The organism is Streptomyces sp. NPDC033177, assembly GCF_055577715.1.
In genome coordinates this window covers 282598-304359 of record NZ_JBVIPS010000009.1, presented here as the reverse complement: position 1 = coordinate 304359, position 21762 = coordinate 282598, and the positions used below count along the sequence as shown (strand labels likewise).

Sequence of the window (21762 nt, the reverse complement as noted above, 5' to 3'; positions counted from 1 at the left end):
TGGTTCTCGTACGGCTGCCCCGCAGGGGGTCGGCCAGTCGGGCGCGAAGTCCGCCGCCCCCCGGACGGTACGCGGCAGCTGACCCCTCCGCGGCTCGGCCCAGCCGCCAGGCGCGGGGCCGCGCGCTCAGGTTCTGGTGGGGTACTTGGCTCTCGTGCGGCTGGTCCGGGGTGCGCCGCACGGGGGCGGGAGCGGTCCGCGGCGTCGGCAGGCGCAGGGTGGCGGCCTATCGGGGGGTTCCCGTCCGGCGGTCCCGCGTTCCCCTCACCGCTCGACGCGTGCGTACACCACCGCTCCCCCCACCCGCGCCACCGGCTCGTACCCGACGGCGAGGATTCGTTGCAGTGACGGCACCCGCGACGGGGTGAACGGCTTGCCTCGGGAGTCGTCGACGATGATCGCCGGTGGGTGCTCGGTCAGTTCCCGGCGGAAGATCTTCCAGGTGCCGTCGACCGCGTATCTCTCGCCCACCTGCGGACCGTTCCTGCCCCCGCTGTAGTTGGTGAGCAGCCCCGCCGTGAGGTAGCGGCTCGCGGGAGGGCGGTCGGCGAGCCAGTACGCCTCCGGGTGTATCCCCCAGAACAGCACCTTGTCCTGCGGTGATGTCAACGCCCGGACGCTCTCCGCAAGGCGCGTGGCGTGCGCCAGTTCGGGGCGCGGCGCCAGCATCCCCCAGGTCAGGAAGAGCGCGCACGCCCCCGCCGAGACCGAGAGCGCCGTCCACGTGCGCTCACGGGGCAGGATCTGGAGCGCCGCCGTACCCAACAGGGCCAGCGGCGGCGTCAGTTGCAGGTAGTAGTGGCCGAAGAAGTGGAACCCGACGAGGACGGCTCCCGCCGATGAGGCGAGCCAGAGCCACAGTTCCGTCGAGCCGGTGCGGGCGATGCGCAGGACCCGTACGACGGGCGGGATGATCCCGACGCAGGCCGCCGCGAGGATCGCCGCGTTGGTCAACCCCCTGAAGAGCACGTGGAGTTCGGAGCCGGTGAAGGAGGCGTACGCCCCCGAGCCCGTCACCGTCCAGAACAGGAACCCCGCGGGACTCGTGACCGCGGCCACCGCGAGGACCGGCCCGCACAGCCCGGCCCCGAGGCGCAGCACGTCCCTTCGGGCGCCGCCCGCTTGCCACAGCAGCCACGCCACCGGCACCAGGACCGCTCCCCCGGTCTGCTTGACCAGGAACGCGCAGGCCACCGCGGCGCCCGCCGCGCCCCACCGGCGCCGGTCCGCGCACCAGAGGGCGGCCGCGGTGCACGGCAGCATGAAGACCTCGAAGGTGGCCGCCTGGACGTCCTCGGGGTTCAGGCCGACCGAGACGAGAAGGTAGAGCACGCCTGCCGTGCGCCCCGCGCCGTCGCCCCAGCGGCGCCTCGCGACGCAGACGAGGAGGACGGCGGTCAGGAGCTGGGCCGCGACCGCGAGCACCTTCAGCGGGAGCAGCGTCGCGTCGCCGAAGAGCGCGAACGCCGCCTCGTACAGCCAGGGGACGAGCGGCGGCTTACGGTCGACGACCGTTTCATAGAGCTCTCCCCCATCGGCCAACATCCTTGCCTGGACGGCGAGATAGCCCTCGTCCGGGCTCCACAGCGGCCACCGGAAGGACGGGGCACGGGTGACGCAGGCCAGCGCGGCGAGGAGCGCCAGCAGCCGCGGCCAGTACGACGCGGGGGTTCGCTCCGTAAGCGGGCGTGGCAGCCGCGGCCCGTGTACGGAGCGTGGTGATGCGGAGGGCTCGGCGAGCATGAGGTGCACGCTATCCGGCCCCGCAGTTCCCATCGGATCGGGACATACGGGGCCGGACGATTGACCGGAAGTGACCGATGCGATTACCGGACGTCACCGGTCTGCTGCTTGCCCGCCCGGCCGAGCCGGCTGTGCGTGCGCCCGTACACGAAGTACACGACGAAACCGAGCGCCATCCAGATGCCGAACCGCAGCCAGGTCTCGGCGGGCAGGTTCAGCATCAGCCACACCGAGGCCGCCACCGACAGGATGGGTACCAGCGGCACCAGCGGGGTGCGGAAGGCGCGGGGCAGGTCGGGCCGGGTGCGGCGCAGGATGATGACGCTCAGGGCGACCACGACGAAGGCGAAGAGCGTTCCGATGTTCACCAGCTCGGCGAGTTCGTCGAGGCTGGTGAAGCCCGCCAGGATCGCGATGAGGACACCGAGCAGGATGGTCGGGCGGTGCGGCGTGCGGTACTTCGGGTGGACGTGGGAGAAGAACCGGGGCAGCAGTCCGTCGCGGCTCATCGCGAAGAAGACGCGGGTCTGGCCGAGCAGCAGGATCATGCAGACGGTGGTGAGGCCGACGGCGGCACCGAAGCTGATCACGCCCCCGTAGAAGGGATGCCCGGTGGCCTTGAAGGCGTCGGCGAGCGGGGCGTCCACGGACAGTTCGCTGTAGTGCTGCATGCCCGTGACGACGATCGACACGGCGACGTACAGGACCGTGCAGATGAGGAGCGACCCGAGGATGCCGCGCGGCATGTCCCGCTGGGGCAGCTTGGTCTCCTCGGCGGCGGTGGCCACGATGTCGAAGCCGATGAAGGCGAAGAAGACGATCGAGGCGGCCGTGAAGATGCCGAGGACACCGAAGTTGGTGGGCGCGTACCCGAACATCAGCTGGATGAGCGGGGAATCGATGCTGTTGCCCGCGGGCACTTCCTGCGCCTTGGGGATGAACGGCTTGTAGTTGTCCGTGTCGATGAAGAAGGCGCCCGCGATGATGACGATCAGGACGACGGCCACCTTGATGGCGACGATGACCGTGGTGACGCGCGCGGAGAGCTTCATCCCGAGGACCAGGACGACCGTCAGGACGAGCACCAGCGCGGTGGCGAGGATGTCGAAGCTGAAGCCGTCGGCGGCATCGGGCCCGGAGAGCGCCGCGGGCAGCTCCCAGCCCGCGTTGTCCATCAGCGAGCGCACATAGCCGGACCAGCCGACGGCGACCACCGCCGTGCCGAGCGCGAATTCGAGCACCAGGTCCCAGCCGATGGTCCAGGCGGGCAGCTCGCCGAGCGAGGCGTACGAGAAGGTGTACGCCGATCCCGCCACCGGCACGGTGGAGGCGAACTCCGCGTAGCAGAGCGCCGCGAGGGCGCAGACGACACCGGCGACGGCGAAGGCGATCGCTGTGGCGGGACCCGCGGTCTCCTTGGCCACCGCCCCGGTCAGGACGAAGATGCCGGTGCCGATGACGACGCCGACACCGAAGACCGTGAGGTCGAGGGCGGACAGCGACTTCTTGAGCGCGTGCTCCGGCTCCTCGGTGTCCTGGATGGACTGCTCGATGCTCTTCGTTCTGAATAGGCTGCTTGCCACGGACGTACCTCCACGCTTGTCGTCCTCGACATGATCGAGAGGGCGAGTACCCCGTAGGCGTCGGCGCGAGCCTATTCACGCGAATGGGCCGGTTCCACCACCCGTACAGGGTGTCGGAACCGGCCCATCGGCGGTGCTCGTTGACGTCAGTCGCGCGCGGGCTCCCCGGCCTCGACGGAGTCCACGGCCGCCGTGCGCTCGTACCGGCCGTCCAGCTTGGCCACGAGACCGGTCACCTGGCGGGAGATGTCCGGGGCGGTCAGGCCGATCTCGGCCAGGATCTCCTTGCGCGAGGCGTGGTCCAGGAAGCGCGGCGGGATGCCGAAGTCACGCAGCGGTACGTCGACGCCCGCGTCGCGCAGGGCCTGGGAGACGGCCGAACCGACGCCGCCCGCGCGGGAGTTGTCCTCGACGGTGACGACCACGCGGTGCTGCTCGGCGAGCGGGGCGAGCGCCTCGTCGACGGGCTTGACCCAGCGGGGGTCGACGACCGTCGTCGTGATGCCCTGCTTGTTCAGGAGGTCGGCGATCTCCAGGCACATCGGCGCGAGCGCGCCCACGGAGACGAGCAGCACGTCGGGACGGTTGGTGCCCGCCTTGCGCAGGACGTCCATGCCGCCGACCTTGCCGACGGCCTTGACCGCCGGGCCGACCGCGCCCTTGGAGTAGCGCACGACGGTCGGCGCGTCGTCGACCTCGACGGCCTCGCGCAGCTGGAGGCGGACCTGGTCGGCGTCGCGCGGGGCGGCGATGCGCAGGGTCGGCACGCACTGCAGGATCGACATGTCCCACATGCCGTTGTGCGAGGCGCCGTCCGTGCCGGTGACGCCCGCCCGGTCCAGGACGAAGGTGACGCCGCACTTGTGCAGGGCCACGTCCATCAGGAGCTGGTCGAAGGCGCGGTTGAGGAACGTCGCGTACACCGCGAAGACGGGGTGCAGGCCGCCGGTGGCCAGGCCCGCGGCGGAGACGGCCGCGTGCTGCTCGGCGATGCCGACGTCGTACACCCGGTCGGGGAACGCCTTGGCGAACTTCTGCAGGCCGACCGGCTGGAGCATGGCGGCCGTGATCGCGACGATGTCCTCGCGCTCGTGGCCGAGCTTGACCATCTCCTCGCCGAAGACGGACGTCCAGTCCATGCCGCCCGCGGCGATGGGCAGGCCCGTGTCGGGGTGGATGGGGCCGATACCGTGGAAGTGGTCGGCCTCGTCCTCCTCGGCGGGCTTGTAGCCGCGGCCCTTCTCGGTGATGCAGTGCACGATGACCGGGCCGCCGAAGCGCTTGGCGCGCACCAGGGCGGACTCCAGGGCCTCGATGTCGTGGCCGTCGATCGGGCCGACGTACTTCAGGCCGAGGTCCTCGAACATGCCCTGCGGGGCGATGAAGTCCTTGAGGCCCTTCTTCGCGCCGTGCAGCGTCTCGTACAGGGGCCTGCCGACGACCGGTGTGCGCTCCAGGAGGTCCTTGCCGCGGGCCAGGAAGCGCTCGTAGCCGTCGGTGGTGCGCAGGGTCGCCAGGTGGTTCGCGAGGCCGCCGATGGTGGGGGCGTACGAACGTTCGTTGTCGTTGACGACGATCACCAGGGGGCGGTCCTTGGCGGCGGCGATGTTGTTCAGCGCCTCCCAGGCCATGCCGCCGGTGAGCGCGCCGTCTCCGATGACGGCGACGACGTGGTCGTCCTTGCCCCGCACCTCGTTGGCCTTGGCGAGGCCGTCGGCCCAGCCGAGGACCGTCGAGGCGTGCGAGTTCTCGATCACGTCGTGGTCGGACTCGGCGCGCGCGGGGTAGCCGGAGATGCCGCCCTTGGTGCGCAGCTTGCCGAAGTCCTGGCGGCCGGTGAGCAGCTTGTGCACGTAGCTCTGGTGACCGGTGTCGAAGAGCACCTTGTCCTGCGGCGACTCGAAGACACGGTGCATGGCGATCGTGAGCTCGACCACGCCGAGGTTGGGGCCGAGGTGGCCGCCTGTCTTGGACACTGCGTCGACGAGGAAGGCGCGGATCTCTCCGGCCAGCTGGTTCAGCTCCTCCAGGCTGAGCCGGTCCAGATCGCGCGGTCCCCTGATGCGGGTCAGCAGCGGCACCCGTGCCTCCTTGCAGTAGAGCTGTTCGAGCGGTGACCGGAATGTTGCCGGGCCTGTTGAGTCTAATGTTCCGCGGTCGCGGACGGCGTCCGGGCCGTGAGTTCCGTGTCACGTGATCGGCTGTGTCCCACGGGCGCATGCGCCTGTTGTCCCACGGGCGCTCGCGCCCCCTGCCGTGGCATGACTGTGCCCGGCGTCTTCCTTGACGCCGGGCACAGGGTTCACGGGCGAGTGCTGCCGATCGGATGACGACGGCACACCTCGCCGGGGGTCAGGCGCGGCCCGCCGCCTTCTGGCTCCGGCGTGAGACGGAGTCGAGGACGACCGCGGCGAGGAGCACGGCGCCGGTGATCATCGACTGCACCGCCTTGCTGGAGCTGCCCGACATGTACAGGCCGGTCATGATCGACTGGATGACCAGGATGCCGAGCAGTGCCGACCAGGGGGTGCCCCGGCCACCGAAGAGGCTGGTGCCGCCGATGACCGCCGCGGCGATGGCCAGCATCAGGGTGTCGCCGCCGCCGAGGTTCGAGTCGGCGACGCCCGACTGGGAGGCGATGAAGAGACCGCCGAGACCGCCGAGGAGGCCGGAGATCGTGAACACGGAGATCCGGATCCACACGACGTTGATGCCGGCCCTGCGGGCGGCCTCGACGCCACCGCCGACCGCGAAGACCTGGCGCCCGTAGTTGGTGCGGCGCAGCACGAAGCTGGCCAGGACCACCACGCCGACGAAGACGGTCAGGCCGAGCGGAAGGCCGTCCTCCTGGTTCAGGACGAAGGCCACGACATAGGCGAGGACCGCGACGACCGCGGTGCGCAGGGCCAGCTCGCTGACCGGACGGTGCGGCAGGTCCGCGGCCTTGCGGCGCAGCCGCTGGCTCCACTGCGAGTAGCCGTACGCGGCGACCGCGACGGTCGCGAGGCCGTAGGCGGCGGCGACATCACTGAAGTAGTAGTTGTTCAGGTTGTAGATGATGCCGTCGGAGATGTTGTTCAGGCTCAGGGTGTTTCCGAGGACGTACAGCTGCAGGCCGCTCCACCCGAGGAAGCCCGCGAGCGTCACGACGAAGGCCGGTACGCCGATCTTGGCGAAGAAGAATCCGTGCAGAGCGCCGATCGCGGCAGCGGCGACCAGGCCGATGATGACGGCGAGGCCCTCGTTCACGTCCTGCTTGATCGCGAGCACCGAGCTGACCGCGGCGGTGAGACCGGCGACGGAGCCGACCGACAGGTCGATCTCGCCGAGCAGCAGGACGAAGACGATGCCGGTCGCGATGAGGCCGGGTCCGACGATGTACTGCGCGATGTTGCTGAGGTTGGACGGGTCGAGGAACCGCCCGGTGGTGATCTCGAAGATCGCCCAGATCACGATGAGGCCGGTGACGACCGGTATGGAGCCGAGCTCACCGCCCTTGATCTTGCGCTTGAACTCGGTGAGGTAACCGGCGAAGCCCTGCTCGCGGACGAGCAGGCGCGGGTCGACGGCCGGGATGGCGTCGGCGGCCGGGGCCTCGGCGTCCACCTTCTTCGAGGTGTTCACGGTGTCACTCACTTCGCGGCCTCCGCGTTGCGCGCCTTGCGCCGGGTCACGGCATTCTCCGTGGCTCCGGTGATCGCGGCGATGATCTCTTCGTTGCTGGTGTCCTTGACGCTGAAGACACCGTTGTTGCGACCGAGGCGCAGGACGGCCACCTCGTCGGCGACAGCCTTGACGTCGGCCATGTTGTGGCTGATGAGGAGCACGGCGAGACCGCGCTCCCGCAGCCGCTCGACCAGGTCGAGGACCTGTGCGGTCTGCTCGACGCCGAGCGCCGCGGTGGGCTCGTCGAGGATCACCAGCTTGGGGTCGCCGACCAGGGCTCGGGCGATCGCGACGACCTGGCGCTGACCGCCGGAGAGCGAGGCGATCGGGATACGCACGCTGGGGATGCGGATGGAGAGGGTGTCCAGGAGTTCCTTGGCGCGCTTCTCCATCGCCACCTCGTCGAGGACCTTGGCCCGGCCGAGCTCACGGCCGAGGAACAGGTTGGCGACGACGTCCAGGTTGTCGCAGAGCGCGAGGTCCTGGTAGACGGTGGCGACGCCCAGGCCCTGGGCGTCGTGCGGCCGCGAGATGGAGACGGGGTTGCCGTCCCACTCGATGGTGCCCTCGTCGATGGGGTGGACCCCCGCGATCGTCTTGACGAGGGTCGACTTACCGGCTCCGTTGTCGCCGACCAGGGCGACCACTTGACCTGCGTGTACTTCCAGTTCGACATCGGTGAGCGCTTGAACGGCACCGAAGCGCTTGGAGACGCCGCGCAACGCCAGCACGGGCGGAGCGGACATGTGAACCATCTCCTTCGTCCGCCAGGGGGTGGCGGAGGCCGTACGGGCATGGCGTACGGCGGGATGTGATGTGTGGGCTAAGGGGGGATCAGGCGGGCATGCGAGCAGACGTACGGCGTCTCGGCCCCCGACAGCGGGGCAAGCGTGATGGAGACCGAGACGCCGTACGAGTCCGTTGCCTGCAACTCGCCGCTACTTGATGCCGGCGTCCGCGCAGGCCTTGGCGAAGTCAGGGGTGCAGATCTCGCTCGTCTTGTAGAGCTTGTCCTTGACGACGGTGTCCTTGATGTCGTCCTTGGTGACGACGAACGCCTGGACGAGGGCCGACGGGATGCCCTTGTCGCTGGGGCTGTCGAGCTTGTCCGTGACCAGGGAGTCGATCTTCTCGCCCTTGAGGAGCTTCACCGCGACCTCGGCGGTCTTCTCCGCCTCGGGCTTGTACGGCTTGTAGATGGTGAAGGCCTGCGTGCCCTTCAGGATGCGCTGGATGCCCGCGAGTTCGGCGTCCTGACCGCCGACCGGGATCCCCTTGACCTTCGCCGACTGGAGCGCCGCGACGATGCCGCCCGCCATGCCGTCGTTGGCCGAGTAGACGGCGTCGAAGCCGTCCTTGCCGAGGGAGGTGATGGCGGTGCCCATCTTCTCGCCGGCGATCTTCGGGTCCCACTCACCCGTCTGCTCGTAGACGACCTTCTTGACCTTGCCGTCGAGGACCGAGTGCGCGCCCTTCTTGAAGAGAGCGGCGTTCGGGTCGGACTCCTTGCCGTTGATCATGACGACGTTGGAGTCCTTGGCCTTGTCCCCCAGGGCCTTGATGATGCCCTCGCCCTGGAGCTTGCCGATCTTCTCGTTGTCGAAGGAGACATACGCGGAGACGGGGCCCTCGGCGAGCCGGTCGTACGCCACGACCTTGATGTCCTTCTTCTTCGCCTCCTGCACCCACGCCTTGGTGGCACCGGAGTCGACCGCGTCCAGAATGATGACCTTGACGCCGGAGTCGACGAGGTCGTCGAACTGCTGCTTCTGGGTCGAGACGTTCTCGGAGGCGTTCTTGTAATTGATCTTGCAGTCGGAGCAGAGATCCTGGACCTTCGCCTTGATCAGCGGGTAGTCGAAGGACTCGTAACGCGTGGTCTTGCTCTCGGGCAGCAACAGACCGATGGTCTTGTTGTCCCCGTCTCCCTTGTCACCGCCACCGGCCTCACCGCAAGCGGCAAGGGAAACGGCCATCGCGGTAGCGGTCATGGCTATCGCGGCACGACGCAGATGGGTGTTCACTGTCCAACCTCCCTGACGTGGCCGCGTCGTTGCGGCCGAGGTGGCTCGAAGTCAACTCGGCCGCCACACCAGCGTCAAGGAGTAAATCCTTAACGAGATGACAACGGTGCCATGCGTTATCTAAGTGAAGGCAGGTGCAGTGGCAGGCAGAGAGCCGTCCAAAAGGGTCGAATCGCCCATTTCACTGAGTGCGAGAGCCAGCGCCCCGAGCACCTCCGCGCGGCCGCCCAGCGCCCCGGGAAGGACGGACAGCTGCCGGGCCGCGCTGGGGATGGCGTAGCGCCCCACGGACTCCCTGATGGGCCCCAGGACCAGCTCACCGGCCTCCGCGAGGTCACCGCCGAGGACGACCCTGCTGGGGTTCAGGAGGTTGCAGAGGTTGGCCACACCGCTGCCGATGTGGCGGCCGACGTCGGCGATCACGCGACGGCAGCCGGGGTCGCCCTCGCGCGCCAGGGCGACCACGCGCTCCATGGTCAGCTCGGTGCCGTGGCTGGACTGGAGCAGGGGCAGCACATAGCGGGCCGCCGCGAAGGTCTCCAGGCAGCCGCGGTTGCCGCAGCGGCAGACCGGACCCGACTCGTCCAGGGTGATGTGCCCGATCTCGCCGGCGGTGCCGCCGGGGCCGCGGTAGATCCGTCCGCTGATCACCAGACCGGCGCCTACACCGCTCGCGACCTTGATGTACGCCAGGTCCTTGACTCCGCGGCCGCTGCCCCAGACCAGCTCGCCGAGCGCGCCGAGGTTGGCGTCGTTGTCGACGTGCACGGGGACGCCGAGGCGGTCCTTGAGCTCCTCGGCGGGCTTGGTGCCGGCCCAGCCGGGCAGGATCGACGTCGAGCCGAGCGTCCCGGACTCCACGTCGATGGGCCCCGGCACGCCGAGGCCGATGCCCGCGATCTTCGCGCGGTCCACGCCGGTCACCCCGATCAGCCTGCTGACCAGCTGTTCGGCGCGGTCGAAGCCCTGCGCGGCCGACGCGTCCACGTCCAGCGGCTCGGACTCCTCGGCGAGCACCTGGTGGGCGAGGTTCCCCACCGCCACGCGCAGGTGCGTATGGCCGAAGTCCACGCCGATGACGATGCCCGCGTCGCCGCTGAGCGAGACGCTGCGGGCCCTGCGGCCGCCTGCCGAGGTGGGCGTGACCTCGACCGTTCCGCCGTCCTTGAGCTCCCGGACGATGTTGGAGACCGTGGCCGCGGACAGTCCCGTCGTCCTGGCGATCTCCGCCTGAGTGAGCGATCCGGCGAGCCGTACGGCACGTACGACCCGCTCGAGATTGGCCCGGTGCAGCGACGACTGCGACCCCGGAGTCTCCATTGACTCAGCCACCCTTTTCCGTATGACGTAAATGTAGAAGCAGCACCTTCGCCGCCCGTACAAGTTGTGAACTCCAAGCTCTGCTGAACGGGTTGGCGCAGTCAAGTCCTTGACCCAAATCGGCGCTCTTGAACAGCGGGACAGGCCGGGTCCAAGTGGCGAGGATGCACCCCAAACCACCCAGACCCGGCCTGTGCGGGCCGATCCGTTACTTGACCGAACCCGCGGTGAGACCCGAGACCACGTGCCGTTCGATGAAGGCGAACAGCACGATGACCGGCACGATCGCCACCACGGAGGCCGCGAAGAGGTAGTTCCACTCCACGGTGTAGGCGCCGATGAAGTTGTTGATGCCGACGGTCAGCGGCTGCTTGTCGGGCTCGGTGGTGAGCGTGAGGCCCATCACGAACTCGTTCCACGAGGTGATGAAAGTGAAGATCACCGCGGTCACCACGCCCGGCAGCGCGAGCGGCAGCGTCACCTTCACCATCGCCCCGAAGCGGCTGGTGCCGTCCACCATCGCCGCCTCCTCCAGCTCCTTCGGGATGGAGCCGATGTAGGCCGTCAGGATCCACACCGCGAACGCGAGGTTGAACGCCGCGTTCGTGATGATCAGCGTCCAGACCGAGTTGAGCATGTCCAGCTGGTGGAACTCGCGGTAGAGACCGACCAGGAGGGCGGTGGGCTGGAACATCTGGGTGATCAGGACGAGGAGCAGGAAGGCCTTGCGTCCGCGGTAGCGCATGCGCGCCGTGTAGTACGCGGCGGGCAGCGAGACCAGGAGCACCAGGAGCGTCGCGCCGCCCGCGACCAACAGGGTCACCTGCAGGTTCTGGCCGAGCTCCGACTCCTTCCAGACCTCGATGAAGTTCGACCACTCCAGGTTGCTCGGCAGATAGGTCCGGTCCCGCAGCTCGCTCTTGGGCCGGAGCGCGGTGATCACCATCTCCAGGTACGGGGCCAAGAAGATCGCCGCGAGTGCCCAGGCGACCACGGTGATGACCAGGGTGCGCGGCCGGAACGTGCGCTTGGCCTTGGGCCGGGGCGCGGGACTCTTCGGGGACCCCGCGCGGGTCTGGGTCGCGGTGGCCATCAGTCCTCCTCGTTCCATCGGCTGACCTTCAGGAAGATCAGCACGAGCACGACGACCATCGCGAAGTTGACCACGGACATGGCGGCGGATTCACCGATGTCGGTCTCCTTCAACTTGTACATGAACACCATGGTCGTGGAGGTGTCATAGCCGGGGCCGCCCTGCGTCATGGCCCAGATGATGGGGAAGGAGTTGAAGACGTTGATGAGGTTGATGACCACGCCGACCAGGAACGCGGGCCGCAGCATCGGCACCGTGATGTGCCGGTAGGTCTGCCAGGGGCTCGCCCCGTCGATCCGCGACGCCTCGTAGACCTCGTGCGGGATGGTCTGCAGACCGGCGAGCAGCGTGTACGTGGTGAAGGGCAGCGACACGAAGATCGCCACGGCCATCATCCAGGGCCAGGCCGTCTCCGGTGTGCCCAGCCAGTCCTTCGACTTGTCGATGAGGCCGAGGTCCAGCATCAGCGTGTTGAGCACGCCCGCCGTCTGGTTGAGCATCCACTTGAAGCCGATGGCGGTCATCAGGACGGATGCCGCCCAGGGCGCGATGAGCGCCCAGCGGGTGACGGTGCGGCCGGGGAACTTCTGGTTGAAGAGCTGGGCGAGGGCCAGCGAGAGGAGCATCGTCACGCTCACGACGACGACGGTCCAGATGACCGTCCAGAGCAGGACCGCCCCGAAGTCGGTCTCCTCGAAAAGCTTCTTGTACTTGTCGGTCCCCGCGCTGCCGCGCACGATGCCGGCGATGGAGATGTTGAGGAACGAGGTGCGGATCAGCTCGACGACCGGCCAGATGACCACGGCGAGGATCAGCAGGATGACGGGCGCTATCCAGGGCAGTGGGCCGAGCCGGGCGATGCCGCTGCGACGGCTCACCGGCCTGGGTGCGCGCCCGCTCCGTCCCCGGCCGGTGTCGGCCGGGGGCGGAGGGGCCTTCAGTGACACAAGGTCTCCTTGCGTACGGAGCGAACGGGAGCTGTCTGCCTGCTACTTGGCCTCGGCAGCCGCCGCTTCCGCCTTCTGCTGCAGGTCACCGAGGACCGTCTTCGGGTCGTCGCTCACGGCCTTGCCGCCGGTCTTCTTCATCTCGGCGGAGATGACGTCCCAGGAGGTGTCGCCGAGCGGGTAGAACTTGGCGTTCGGCAGGACCTCGAAGAACGGCTCCAGGTCCTTGTGCTTGCCGTTGGTCTGCATCGTCTTGAGCGCGTCCTGGGTGACGGGCATCAGGTTGTACATCTCGTCGAACTCCAGCATCTTCTTGGAGTACGTGAAGTCCAGGAACTTCTTGACGCCTTCCTTCTCGGCGCCGCCGTCCTTGAACGCCATCATCCAGTCGGCCACGCCGAGGGTGGACTCCAGCGGGGCGTCCTTGCCGGGGATCGGCGCGACGCCGTAGTCAACCTTGCCGTCCTTGGCCATCTGGATCAGGCTCGGGTGGCCGTTGAGCATGCCGACCTTGCCCGCCGCGAAGTCCGCGAAGGCCGTCTTGCGGTCGGTGGATGCCGGGTTGGAGTACGTGAGGCCGGGCTTGACGAGGTTCTTCTGCAGCCAGTCGAAGGTCTCGACGTTCTGCGCGCTGTCGAGCGTGTACTTGCCGCTCTCGTCGGTGTAGCCACCGCCGTTGCCGAGCTCCCACATCATCGTCTCGCCCTGGGTCTCCTCGGGGCCGAGCGGGAGGGCGTACGGGGTGTCGGCGGCCTTGGAGGACTTGATCTTCTTGGCGGCGGCGGCGACCTCGTCCCAGGTCTTGGGCGGCGTCTTGACGCCCGCCTTCTTCAGGACGGCCTTGTTGTAGAACATGACGCGGCTGGAGGAGACCCACGGGATGCCGTACTGCGTGCCCTTGACCTCGCCTGCCTTGGCGAAGGTGGGGATGAGGTTCTCCTGCGTCTTGGGGGAGAGGACCTCGTCCGCCTTGTAGAGCAGGTCGTCCGCGACCTTGTCGGCGTAGCCGCCGGTCTGCAGGAGGTCGGGCTGGTTGCCCGCCTGGATCATGTTCTTGACCTGCTTGTCGATCTCGTTCCAGTTGATGACCTGGACGTCGACCTTGTAGCCCTTGTTCTCCGCCTCGAAGTCCTTCTTCACGCCGTTCCAGTACTTCTTGGAGGCGTTGGAGGCCTTGTCGCCGTAGTCGGCGGCGACGATCTTGATGGTCTTGCCGTCGCCGCTGTCGCTGTCACCGCCGCAGGCGGTAACTCCCATGGCCATCGCGAGCGTTGCCGCACCGGTGGCGATCAATCGATTCCTCATGCTGTTCAACCCTTCGACATCGGTGTCGACTTGAACGCGGGCAAAAGGTTCCCCCCGCGGCGCCGTGGGGCCGACATTACTCACGGCCGGAATTGGCACAACAGGCCTAGACCACTTTCGTGGCCAAGCTGAAATCACCGGCGATCAGGGTCACTTGAGAGCGCCCGCGGTGAGCCCGGCCTGCACCTGGCGCTGGAAGACCGCGTACACGACGAGCACCGGCAGCATGGCGATCGTCAGGCCCGCGAAGAGTGCTCCCCAGTCGCCCCGGTAGCCCTGCGAGACCGCCAGCGAGGCGAGCCCCTGCGGCAGCACGTACCGGCCCTCTTCCTCGTTGTTGAGCAGCAGCGGAAGCAGGTACTGGTTCCACTGGCCGAGGAAGTTGAAGATGCCGATGCTCACCAGGCCGGGCTTGGCCATCGGCAGCATGATCTGGAAGAACGTGCGCGTGTGCGAGGCCCCGTCGACCATCGCCGCCTCCTGGACGCCGGTCGGCAGCGTACGGAAGAAGGACGTCAGGAAGAAGACGGTGAAGGGCAGCGAGTACGCGATGTACGCGATCATCAGACCGGGCCTGGTGTCCAGGAGACCGAAGTTCTCCATGACCGCGAAGAGCGGGACCAGGGCGAGGATGACGGGGAACATCATGCCGCCCGCGAAGAGCATGAAGATGAACCGGTTGCCCGGGAAGGTGAAGCGGGCGATCACGTACGCCGCCATCGAACCGAGCAGCATCGTGCCGGTCAGTGAACCCGCCAGGATGATCAGTGAGTTGAGGGCGTACTGCCCGATACTGGCCTCGGTCCACGCGTTGGTGAAGTTCTCCCAGTGGAAGGACGTCGGCCAGCCCATCGGGTCGCTGAGGATCTCGACCGAGGGGCGGAACGCGGTAAGGGCGACCCAGACGAGCGGGCCCGCCGCGAGCACCACCCACAGGACGAGGAAGGCGTGCGAGAAGACGTTGAGGGTCGCACCGCCGGCCGACTCGCCCTCCCGGCGGGGTACGTCGGCGGCGTCGGTGCGGGGCGCGGTGGTCGTGGTCATGATGCAGTGGCTCCCGCGGTCTCAGTATTCGATCCGGTCGCGATTCCCGATCCTCATGACGATCAGCGAGAACGCCATGCTGAGGACGAGGAGGACGACGCCGATGGAGGTGGCATAGCCGTACTGGCCGTCACGGAACCGTTCGTAGAGGAAGACCGGGGTCACCTTCAGGACGTGCTCGGGCACCATGACCAGGACGATCGCGAACGAGTCGAGCGCCTGGATGCCCATGTAGATCCAGCCGGTCCGTACGGTGTCCCAGATCAGCGGGAGCGTCACGCTGAAGAAGGTCCGTCCCCGGCCCGCGCCGTCGAGCAGCGCCGCCTCGTAGATGTCCCTGGGGATCGCGCCCATCGCGGCGGAGAACAGCACCACGTAGAAGCCGACGAAGCTCCAGGAGAGCACGATCATCACCGCGATGAGGGCGAGTGAGCGGTCGCCGCCCAGCCAGGCGGGGCCGTCGAAGCCCACCTTGTCGAGCCCGCCGTTGATCAGGCCGCTGTTGGTGTTGAAGACGCGGCCCCACACGACGGCGATGATCGCGACGGACAGGACCTGGGGGAAGAAGTAGACGACCTTGTAGAACGACGAGCCCGCGACACCCGCGATGGCCTGGCCCTTACGATGCCGGCCACCCGACGTGATCATGTACGCGAAGAACATGCCGAGCACGAGCGTGAGCACCGGGGCGACGACCGCCAGGGTGACGCTCACCTCCAGGGACTCCCAGAAGCGCTCGTCGTTCCACATCTTCGTGAAGTTGTCGAAGCCGATGAAGTTCGCCACCGGCCCGCCGGACCAGTCGGTGAACGAGTAGTAGATCGCCTGGACGAAGGGCGAGATGACGAACAGGGCGTAGAACGCGAGCGGCAGCGACAGGAAGCCCACGATGAAGCGGTACTTGTCGAGCGTCCGGTAGCGCCGGTCGTAACGCACGCTCTCCGGAGTGAAGCTGGGCGGCAGCAGCACTGCCAGGAGGAACAACAGCCGGTTCGGCGCCTTGGGCTTCCGGTCCGGTGCCTTCTTCGAAGGTGGGGATTCGTCCACCCGGGTGTCAGTCTTCACGCCACTCCGCCCCGCCTCGCTCACGTGCCCGCGTACTCGGTCGATCAGCCGCTGGTCAGGACTTCTTGACCTTGACGACGTCAGGGTCCTTGAGGATCCGGGCCCCGGCCTTCTCCATGATGTCCATGGCCTGCTTGGTGCCGATCTGGCCCAGCATGAACTTGGCGATCATGTTGTTGAAGTCCTCGCGGAACAGCTCGTTGTACCAGTCCATGTGCTTCGCGATGACGACGTTGTCGCCGGCGGCCTCGATCGCCTTCTGCACACTGGCCACACCCGAGGGCAGCTTCTGGCCGTCGATGGCTCCCTTGACCACCGGGAGGGCGGAGAGCTCCCTGAAGTTGTTGAGGGCGGCCTCCTTGCTGTACATCGCCCGCAGCCACTCCAGGCCGCCCTGCCGGTTCTTCGCCTTCTCGGGGACGACGTAGAACTCACCGGCCGGCGCGTTGATCGTGCCGAACGGCATCTTGTCGCCGGAGTCCAGTGACGGGCTGGGGCCGAACGACATCCCGAAGTCCTTCGGGGTGGTGTCCTTGGCCTCGTTCTCCACCCAGGAGCCGTTGGGCACGAAGACGCACTTGCCGCCCTTGGTCCAGGCGGTCTGCATCTCCGTGTGCGCCTCGGTGCCGTCGAAGCCGGTCAGGACGTACTTCTTGGCGACCAGTTCCTCCCAGGCCTCGAAGACGTCCTTGACCGCGTCGTTCTTCCAGGCGCCCGGCTCGAGGTGGTCCATGGCCGTGGCGATCTCGCGCCCGCCGCGCTGCGCGAACATCGTGTAGATGCTGAAGAACATGTACCGGGGGTGGCCGCCCGGGTAGCTCCAGCCGTGGATGCCCTTGGCCTTGGCCTTCTTGCAGACCGCGAGCATCTCGTCCCAGGTCTTGGGGTACTCGGAGTCCAGGCCCTCCTCAAGGAGCTTCTTGGAGTAGAAGGTGCCGTAGACCGTCAGCGAGATGCCGGCCTGCCAGGTGCCCGAGCCACCGAAGTTGCCGCTCGCCTCGACGGCCGGGGCGAGGATGTCGCGCACCTTGACGCTCGGGTCGTCCCACGACGGCGCGTCGAGCAGCTCGGTGAGGTCCGCCACCTGCTTGTTGGAGACCAGCTTGCCGGGGTTCATCTGGTCGGCGCCGGAGTTGTTGATGACGTCGGCCGTCGGGTTGCCGCGGACGATCTTCGGCTGCACCTGAGTGGCGATCTTCGTCGTCGACTTCTGGCCGGCGTCCGAGTCCGGGTACCGCTTCTTGTACATGTCGGTCACGAACTGGGCGTACTTGTCGCCGTAACCGCCGTTGAAGACGACCACGGCGAGCCCGGCGTCCGCCTTCACGCCCAGCGGGTTCTTCTTGGACTTCTCGCCCTTCTCCGCCTTGTTCTCGTCCCCGCCACCGCTCGCGCAGGAGCTCAGGGCGCCCACGGCCGGCACTGCGAGAAGGCTGGTGGCCGCCGCCCTCTTCATCACGTCACGACGGTTGATGCTGGTGGATCCCATGCTCAAGTCCTCGCCTTCTCCAGGACTCAGGCGGCGTACGGGGCTCCCGACAGCTCGCCAGTGGCGAAGGGCCCGACACCGCGGGTCAGTTGAAGCTTTCGTGGTGCGTTGCGTGCGACAACTACATGGCAAGGGCTCGCACCCGCCACTCAGGGTGCCGATAGGTATAGTCCACTTCTCGGCAGCAGAGCAAGATCGAACGCAGCTTGGGCCAGCAGTCTTTCCCGAGTTGAGACCTCGCGGAGACACGGCCTGGTTCGTTCACGGCGTGAGCAAATTCAGCCGAACGAATCAGCCGCATCTTGGACGCGCCGTCGCTCTCCTCCACTGATCTTCCCTGGCGCCCACTTGCACCTCATTGGACTTTCTCCCGAGTCCCCTTGGACTTTCCCCTGCGCCCCGTCTCCCCTTTCGGCTCCCCCGACGCTTCCAACAGCCTTGACACCACCCACCACTTGCCGCCCTACTGGACCCTGAGCAGCGACTTGACAACGTTGTCCAACTCGCAGGGAGGGGTTCGGGGATGCCGCACAGATCACGCAGACCTCGCTTCAGACACCACCGTTCGGCCGCGGTCCTCGGAGCCGCCGCGTTCACGCTCGTCGCGACCTCGCAGGGCGCGGCGGTGGCCAAACCGGACGCGCCGCCCAAAGCCGCGCGGGAGTTCGTCTCCTCGTTCGAGGAGGGCGACGCCCAGCCCGACTGGCTGAACACCGTGGACACCGGCGCCGACGGCAAGAAGCGCACCGCCGGCGTCAACGGCGCGTTCAGTGCGGGTATACCCGGAAGTGTGAACGACCACGTCACGGAGGTCCGCGCCAGCGGCGAGAACTCTGGCAGCGGCGAGGTCAAGGAGAACCTGATCGACGGTGAGCCCACCAGCAAGTGGCTCACCTTCGCGGCCACCGGCTGGGCCGAGTTCGACCTCGACGAGCCCGCCAAGGCCGTGACGTACGCGCTGACGTCGGCGAACGACCACGACGAGCGCGACCCCAAGGACTGGTCCCTGCAGGGCTCCACGGACGGCAAGGACTGGAAGGTCCTCGACACCCGCAAGGGTGAAACGTTCGACAAGCGTCACCAGACCAAGAAGTACGACTTCGAGAACGGCACCGCGTACGCCCACTACCGCCTGGAGGTCACCGCCAACAACGGCGCGTCCGACGCCCTCCAGCTCTCCGACGTCCAGCTCTCGGTCGGCGGCACCGAGTCGCCCGTCCCCGAGGACATGCTCTCCCTCGTGGACCGCGGCCCCAGCGGTTCCCCCACCGCGAAGTCGGGCGCCGGGTTCACCGGCAAGCGCGCGCTGCGCTACGCGGGCACCCACAAGGTGGACGGCCGCGGCTACTCGTACAACAAGGTCTTCGACGTGAACGTCTCGGTGCGCCGGGACACGGAGCTCTCCTACCGGATCTTCCCGTCCATGGCGGAGGGCGACCTCGACTACGACGCCACGAACGTGTCGGTGGACCTGGCCTTCACCGACGGCACCTATCTGAGTGACCTCAAGGCCGTGGACCAGAACGGTTTCGCGCTCTCCCCGCAGGGCCAGGGCGCCGCGAAGGGCCTCTACGTCAATCAGTGGAACAACGTGGCCTCGCGGATCGGGCAGGTCGCGCGCGGCAAGACCGTCGACCGGGTGCTCGTGGCGTACGACTCCCCCAAGGGCCCGGCGAAATTCCGTGGCTGGGTGGACGACGTCTCCCTGAAGGAGAAGGCCCCGGCCAAGCCGAAGGCCCACCCCTCGGACTACGCGGACACCACCCGCGGCACGAACTCCAGCGGCGCCTTCTCGCGCGGCAACACCTTCCCCGCGACCGCCGTGCCGCACGGCTTCAACTTCTGGACGCCCGTGACCAACGCGGGCTCCCTGAGCTGGCTCTACGACTACGCGCGCGGCAACAACGCGGACAACCTGCCGACGATCCAGGCGTTCAGCGCGAGCCACGAGCCGAGCCCCTGGATGGGTGACCGGCAGACCTTCCAGATGATGCCGTCGGTCGACAAGGACACCCCTTCCGCGTCCCGGACCAAGCGCGCGCTGCCCTTCAAGCACGAGAAGGAGACGGCACGCCCGCACTACTACGGCGTGACCTTCGAGAACGGTCTGAAGGCCGAGATGGCCCCGACCGATCACGCGGCGATGATGAAGTTCACCTATCCCGGTGACGACGCGAGCGTCATCTTCGACAACGTCTCGGAGAAGGGCGGCCTCACCCTCGACGAGGAGAAAGGGATCGTCAGCGGCTTCTCGGACGTGAAGTCCGGGCTCTCCACCGGCGCCACGCGTCTCTTCGTGTACGGCACCTTCGACTCCCCGGTCACCGCGGGCGGCAAGCTCGACGGCGGGGGCGGCGGCGACGTCACCGGCTACCTGCGCTTCAAGGCCGGCAAGGACCGCACGGTCAACCTGCGCCTCGCGACCTCGCTCATCAGCCTCGACCAGGCCAAGGCGAACCTGAACAGCGAGATTCCCTCCGGCACGTCCTTCGAGCGCGTGAAGAACCGCGCGCAGAAGAGCTGGGACGACATCCTCGGCAAGGTCGAGGTGCAGGGCGCGAGCGAAGGTCAGCGGACGTCGCTGTACTCCTCCCTCTACCGCCTCTACCTCTACCCCAACTCGGGCTTCGAGAAGGTCACTTCGGCGGACGGCAAGTCGAAGTACCAGTACGCGTCGCCCTTCTCGCCACAGACGGGTCCCGACACCCCGACGCACACCGGCGCGAAGATCGTCGACGGCAAGCCGTACGTCAACAACGGCTTCTGGGACACGTATCGCACGACCTGGCCCGCCTACTCGCTCCTCACGCCGAAGAAGGCGGGTGAACTCGTCGACGGCTTCGTGCAGCAGTACAAGGACGGCGGCTGGACGTCCCGTTGGTCGTCTCCCGGCTACGCGGACCTGATGACGGGCACCTCGTCGGACGTGGCGTTCGCCGACGCGTACGTCAAGGGCGTGGACTTCGACGCCAAGGACGCGTACGACGCGGCCCTGAAGAACGCGACGGTCGTGCCGCCGAGCAAGGGCGTCGGCCGCAAGGGCATGGAGACCTCCCCCTTCCTCGGCTACACCCCCAGCGAGACCCACGAGGGCCTGTCCTGGGCGCTCGAGGGCTACGTCAACGACTACGGCATCTCCCGCATGGGCGAGGCCCTCTACAAGAAGACGGGCGAGAAGCGCTACAAGGAGGAGTCCGAGTACTTCCTCAACCGCGCCCGCGACTACGTGCATCTCTTCGACGACAAGGCCGCCGGAGGAGGCACCGCACCGGGCTTCTTCCAGGGCAAGGACAAGAAGGGCGACTGGCGCGTCCCCTCCGACAAGTTCGACCCGCGCGTGTGGGGTCACGACTACACGGAGACCAACGCCTGGGGCTACGCCTTCACCGCCCCGCAGGACTCGCGCGGCCTCGCCAACCTGTACGGCGGCCGCAAGGGCCTCGGCGACAAGCTGGACACGTACTTCGCCACTCCGGAGACGGGCTCCGCGGAGTTCGCGGGCTCCTACGGTGGCGTCATCCACGAGATGACCGAGGCGCGCGACGTACGCATGGGCATGTACGGGCACTCCAACCAGGTCGCCCACCACGCCGCCTACATGTATGACGCGGCCGGTGAGCCGTCCAAGACGCAGGAGAAGGTCCGTGAGGTCCTCTCCCGCCTCTACACCGGCAGCGAGATCGGGCAGGGCTACCACGGCGACGAGGACAACGGCGAGCAGTCGGCCTGGTTCCTCTTCTCCTCGCTCGGCTTCTATCCGCTGGTGATGGGCAGCGGCGAATACGCGATCGGTTCGCCGCAGTTCACGAAGATGACCGTGCACCTGGACAACGGCCGCGACCTGGTCGTCAAGGCGCCGAAGAACAGCGCGAAGAACGTGTACGTCCAGGGCCTCAAGGTCAACGGCAAGAAGTGGACGTCAACCGCCCTCCCCCACAAGGAGATCGCACGCGGCGGTGTCCTGGAGTTCGACATGGGTCCGAAGCCCTCCTCGTGGGGCACGGGCAAGAACGCCCAGCCGACGTCGGTCACGCAGGACGACAAGGTGCCTTCGCCGCGCGGTGACGCCATCAAGGGTGACGGCCCGCTCTTCGACAACTCCTCGGACACGGACGCGACATCCGACGCGGCCGTCGACCTGCCGGTCACCAAGGAGACGAAGGCCGTGCAGTACACGCTCACGTCGTCCACCGACAAATCCAAGGCACCGGACGGCTGGGTCCTTCAGGGCTCCACCGACGGCGAGAAGTGGAAGGAGCTCGACAAGCGCTCCGGCGAGTCCTTCGCCTGGGACAAGCAGACCCGGGTGTTCACGGTCGCCCCGGGAACGTACGCGCACTACCGGCTCGTACCGGACGGCTCCGCGACACTCGCGGAGGTCGAGCTCCTGAGCTGATCCGTCCCGGGGACGGACCGTCCCCGGGAAACATCTCGACAGCGCGGTGTCGTCGTGCATAAGATCCACGGCGACATCGCGTGTCGG

At 67.6% G+C, this 21762-nt stretch carries 14 protein-coding genes; 1 reads left to right on the top strand and 13 read right to left on the bottom strand.

All coding sequences use genetic code 11. The features are described 5' to 3' along the window. Positions 1-264 precede the first annotated feature (264 nt). The 13 genes from ACZ5U5_RS29855 to ngcE all read right to left on the bottom strand — a co-directional run bounded on the left by ACZ5U5_RS29855 (position 265) and on the right by ngcE (position 17279). The gene (locus ACZ5U5_RS29855; RefSeq protein ID WP_469027652.1) at positions 265-1743 is read right to left on the bottom strand and encodes an ArnT family glycosyltransferase; all 1479 of its coding nucleotides are present in this window, start codon (positions 1741-1743) and stop codon (positions 265-267) included. A gap of 83 nt (positions 1744-1826) precedes the next feature. Further along, complete coding sequence (locus ACZ5U5_RS29850; RefSeq protein WP_469027649.1) at positions 1827-3326, bottom strand: amino acid permease; 1500 nt, start codon at positions 3324-3326, stop codon at positions 1827-1829. A gap of 146 nt (positions 3327-3472) precedes the next feature. Continuing rightward, a complete protein-coding gene (dxs, locus tag ACZ5U5_RS29845) occupies positions 3473-5407 on the bottom strand; it encodes a 1-deoxy-D-xylulose-5-phosphate synthase (RefSeq protein WP_469027646.1) in 1935 nt (644 codons plus the stop codon). A 271-nt stretch (positions 5408-5678) separates the two neighbouring features. Then, the gene (locus tag ACZ5U5_RS29840; protein WP_469027643.1) at positions 5679-6962 is read right to left on the bottom strand and encodes a sugar ABC transporter permease; all 1284 of its coding nucleotides are present in this window, start codon (positions 6960-6962) and stop codon (positions 5679-5681) included. After that, positions 6959-7747: an ATP-binding cassette domain-containing protein gene (locus tag ACZ5U5_RS29835; protein ID WP_365858470.1), complete on the bottom strand. Its 789-nt coding sequence runs from the start codon at positions 7745-7747 to the stop codon at positions 6959-6961. The genes ACZ5U5_RS29840 and ACZ5U5_RS29835 overlap by 4 nt, the downstream gene beginning before the upstream one ends. Before the next feature lie 183 nt (positions 7748-7930). After that, a complete protein-coding gene (locus ACZ5U5_RS29830) occupies positions 7931-9016 on the bottom strand; it encodes a substrate-binding domain-containing protein (protein ID WP_469027639.1) in 1086 nt (361 codons plus the stop codon). 120 nt (positions 9017-9136) lie between these two features. Next, entirely contained in the window at positions 9137-10336 is a 1200-nt protein-coding gene (locus ACZ5U5_RS29825; RefSeq protein ID WP_469027636.1) for an ROK family transcriptional regulator, read from the bottom strand. 208 nt (positions 10337-10544) lie between these two features. Continuing rightward, complete coding sequence (locus ACZ5U5_RS29820; RefSeq protein WP_363209860.1) at positions 10545-11429, bottom strand: carbohydrate ABC transporter permease; 885 nt, start codon at positions 11427-11429, stop codon at positions 10545-10547. After that, the gene (locus ACZ5U5_RS29815) at positions 11429-12307 is read right to left on the bottom strand and encodes a carbohydrate ABC transporter permease (protein ID WP_451211288.1); all 879 of its coding nucleotides are present in this window, start codon (positions 12305-12307) and stop codon (positions 11429-11431) included. Before ACZ5U5_RS29815 ends, ACZ5U5_RS29820 begins: the two co-directional genes overlap by 1 nt. Positions 12308-12418: 111 nt before the next feature. Continuing rightward, positions 12419-13681, bottom strand: a complete 1263-nt coding sequence (locus ACZ5U5_RS29810; protein ID WP_469027633.1) for an ABC transporter substrate-binding protein — start codon at positions 13679-13681, stop codon at positions 12419-12421. Between the two features lie 150 nt (positions 13682-13831). Then, complete coding sequence (locus ACZ5U5_RS29805) at positions 13832-14725, bottom strand: carbohydrate ABC transporter permease (RefSeq protein ID WP_469027630.1); 894 nt, start codon at positions 14723-14725, stop codon at positions 13832-13834. A gap of 21 nt (positions 14726-14746) precedes the next feature. Then, positions 14747-15661, bottom strand: a complete 915-nt coding sequence (locus tag ACZ5U5_RS29800; protein ID WP_469028046.1) for a carbohydrate ABC transporter permease — start codon at positions 15659-15661, stop codon at positions 14747-14749. Between the two features lie 184 nt (positions 15662-15845). Then, a complete protein-coding gene (gene ngcE / locus ACZ5U5_RS29795) occupies positions 15846-17279 on the bottom strand; it encodes an N-acetylglucosamine/diacetylchitobiose ABC transporter substrate-binding protein (RefSeq protein ID WP_469027627.1) in 1434 nt (477 codons plus the stop codon). 523 nt (positions 17280-17802) lie between these two features. Here ngcE and ACZ5U5_RS29790 point away from each other — a divergent pair. Beyond that, on the top strand, positions 17803-21675 hold the full coding sequence (locus ACZ5U5_RS29790) for a GH92 family glycosyl hydrolase (protein ID WP_469027624.1): 3873 nt from the start codon (positions 17803-17805) through the stop codon (positions 21673-21675). Positions 21676-21762 lie beyond the last annotated feature (87 nt).

Coding starts and splice junctions, on each gene's coding strand:
- ACZ5U5_RS29855 (WP_469027652.1), bottom strand. CDS start 1,743: ATGCTCGCCGAGCCCTCCGCATCACCACGCTCCGTACACGGGCCGCGG.
- ACZ5U5_RS29835 (WP_365858470.1), bottom strand. CDS start 7,747: ATGGTTCACATGTCCGCTCCGCCCGTGCTGGCGTTGCGCGGCGTCTCC.
- ACZ5U5_RS29805 (WP_469027630.1), bottom strand. CDS start 14,725: ATGACCACGACCACCGCGCCCCGCACCGACGCCGCCGACGTACCCCGC.
- ngcE (WP_469027627.1), bottom strand. CDS start 17,279: ATGGGATCCACCAGCATCAACCGTCGTGACGTGATGAAGAGGGCGGCG.
- ACZ5U5_RS29825 (WP_469027636.1), bottom strand. CDS start 10,336: ATGGAGACTCCGGGGTCGCAGTCGTCGCTGCACCGGGCCAATCTCGAG.
- ACZ5U5_RS29790 (WP_469027624.1), top strand. CDS start 17,803: ATGCCGCACAGATCACGCAGACCTCGCTTCAGACACCACCGTTCGGCC.
- ACZ5U5_RS29820 (WP_363209860.1), bottom strand. CDS start 11,429: ATGGCCACCGCGACCCAGACCCGCGCGGGGTCCCCGAAGAGTCCCGCG.
- ACZ5U5_RS29810 (WP_469027633.1), bottom strand. CDS start 13,681: ATGAGGAATCGATTGATCGCCACCGGTGCGGCAACGCTCGCGATGGCC.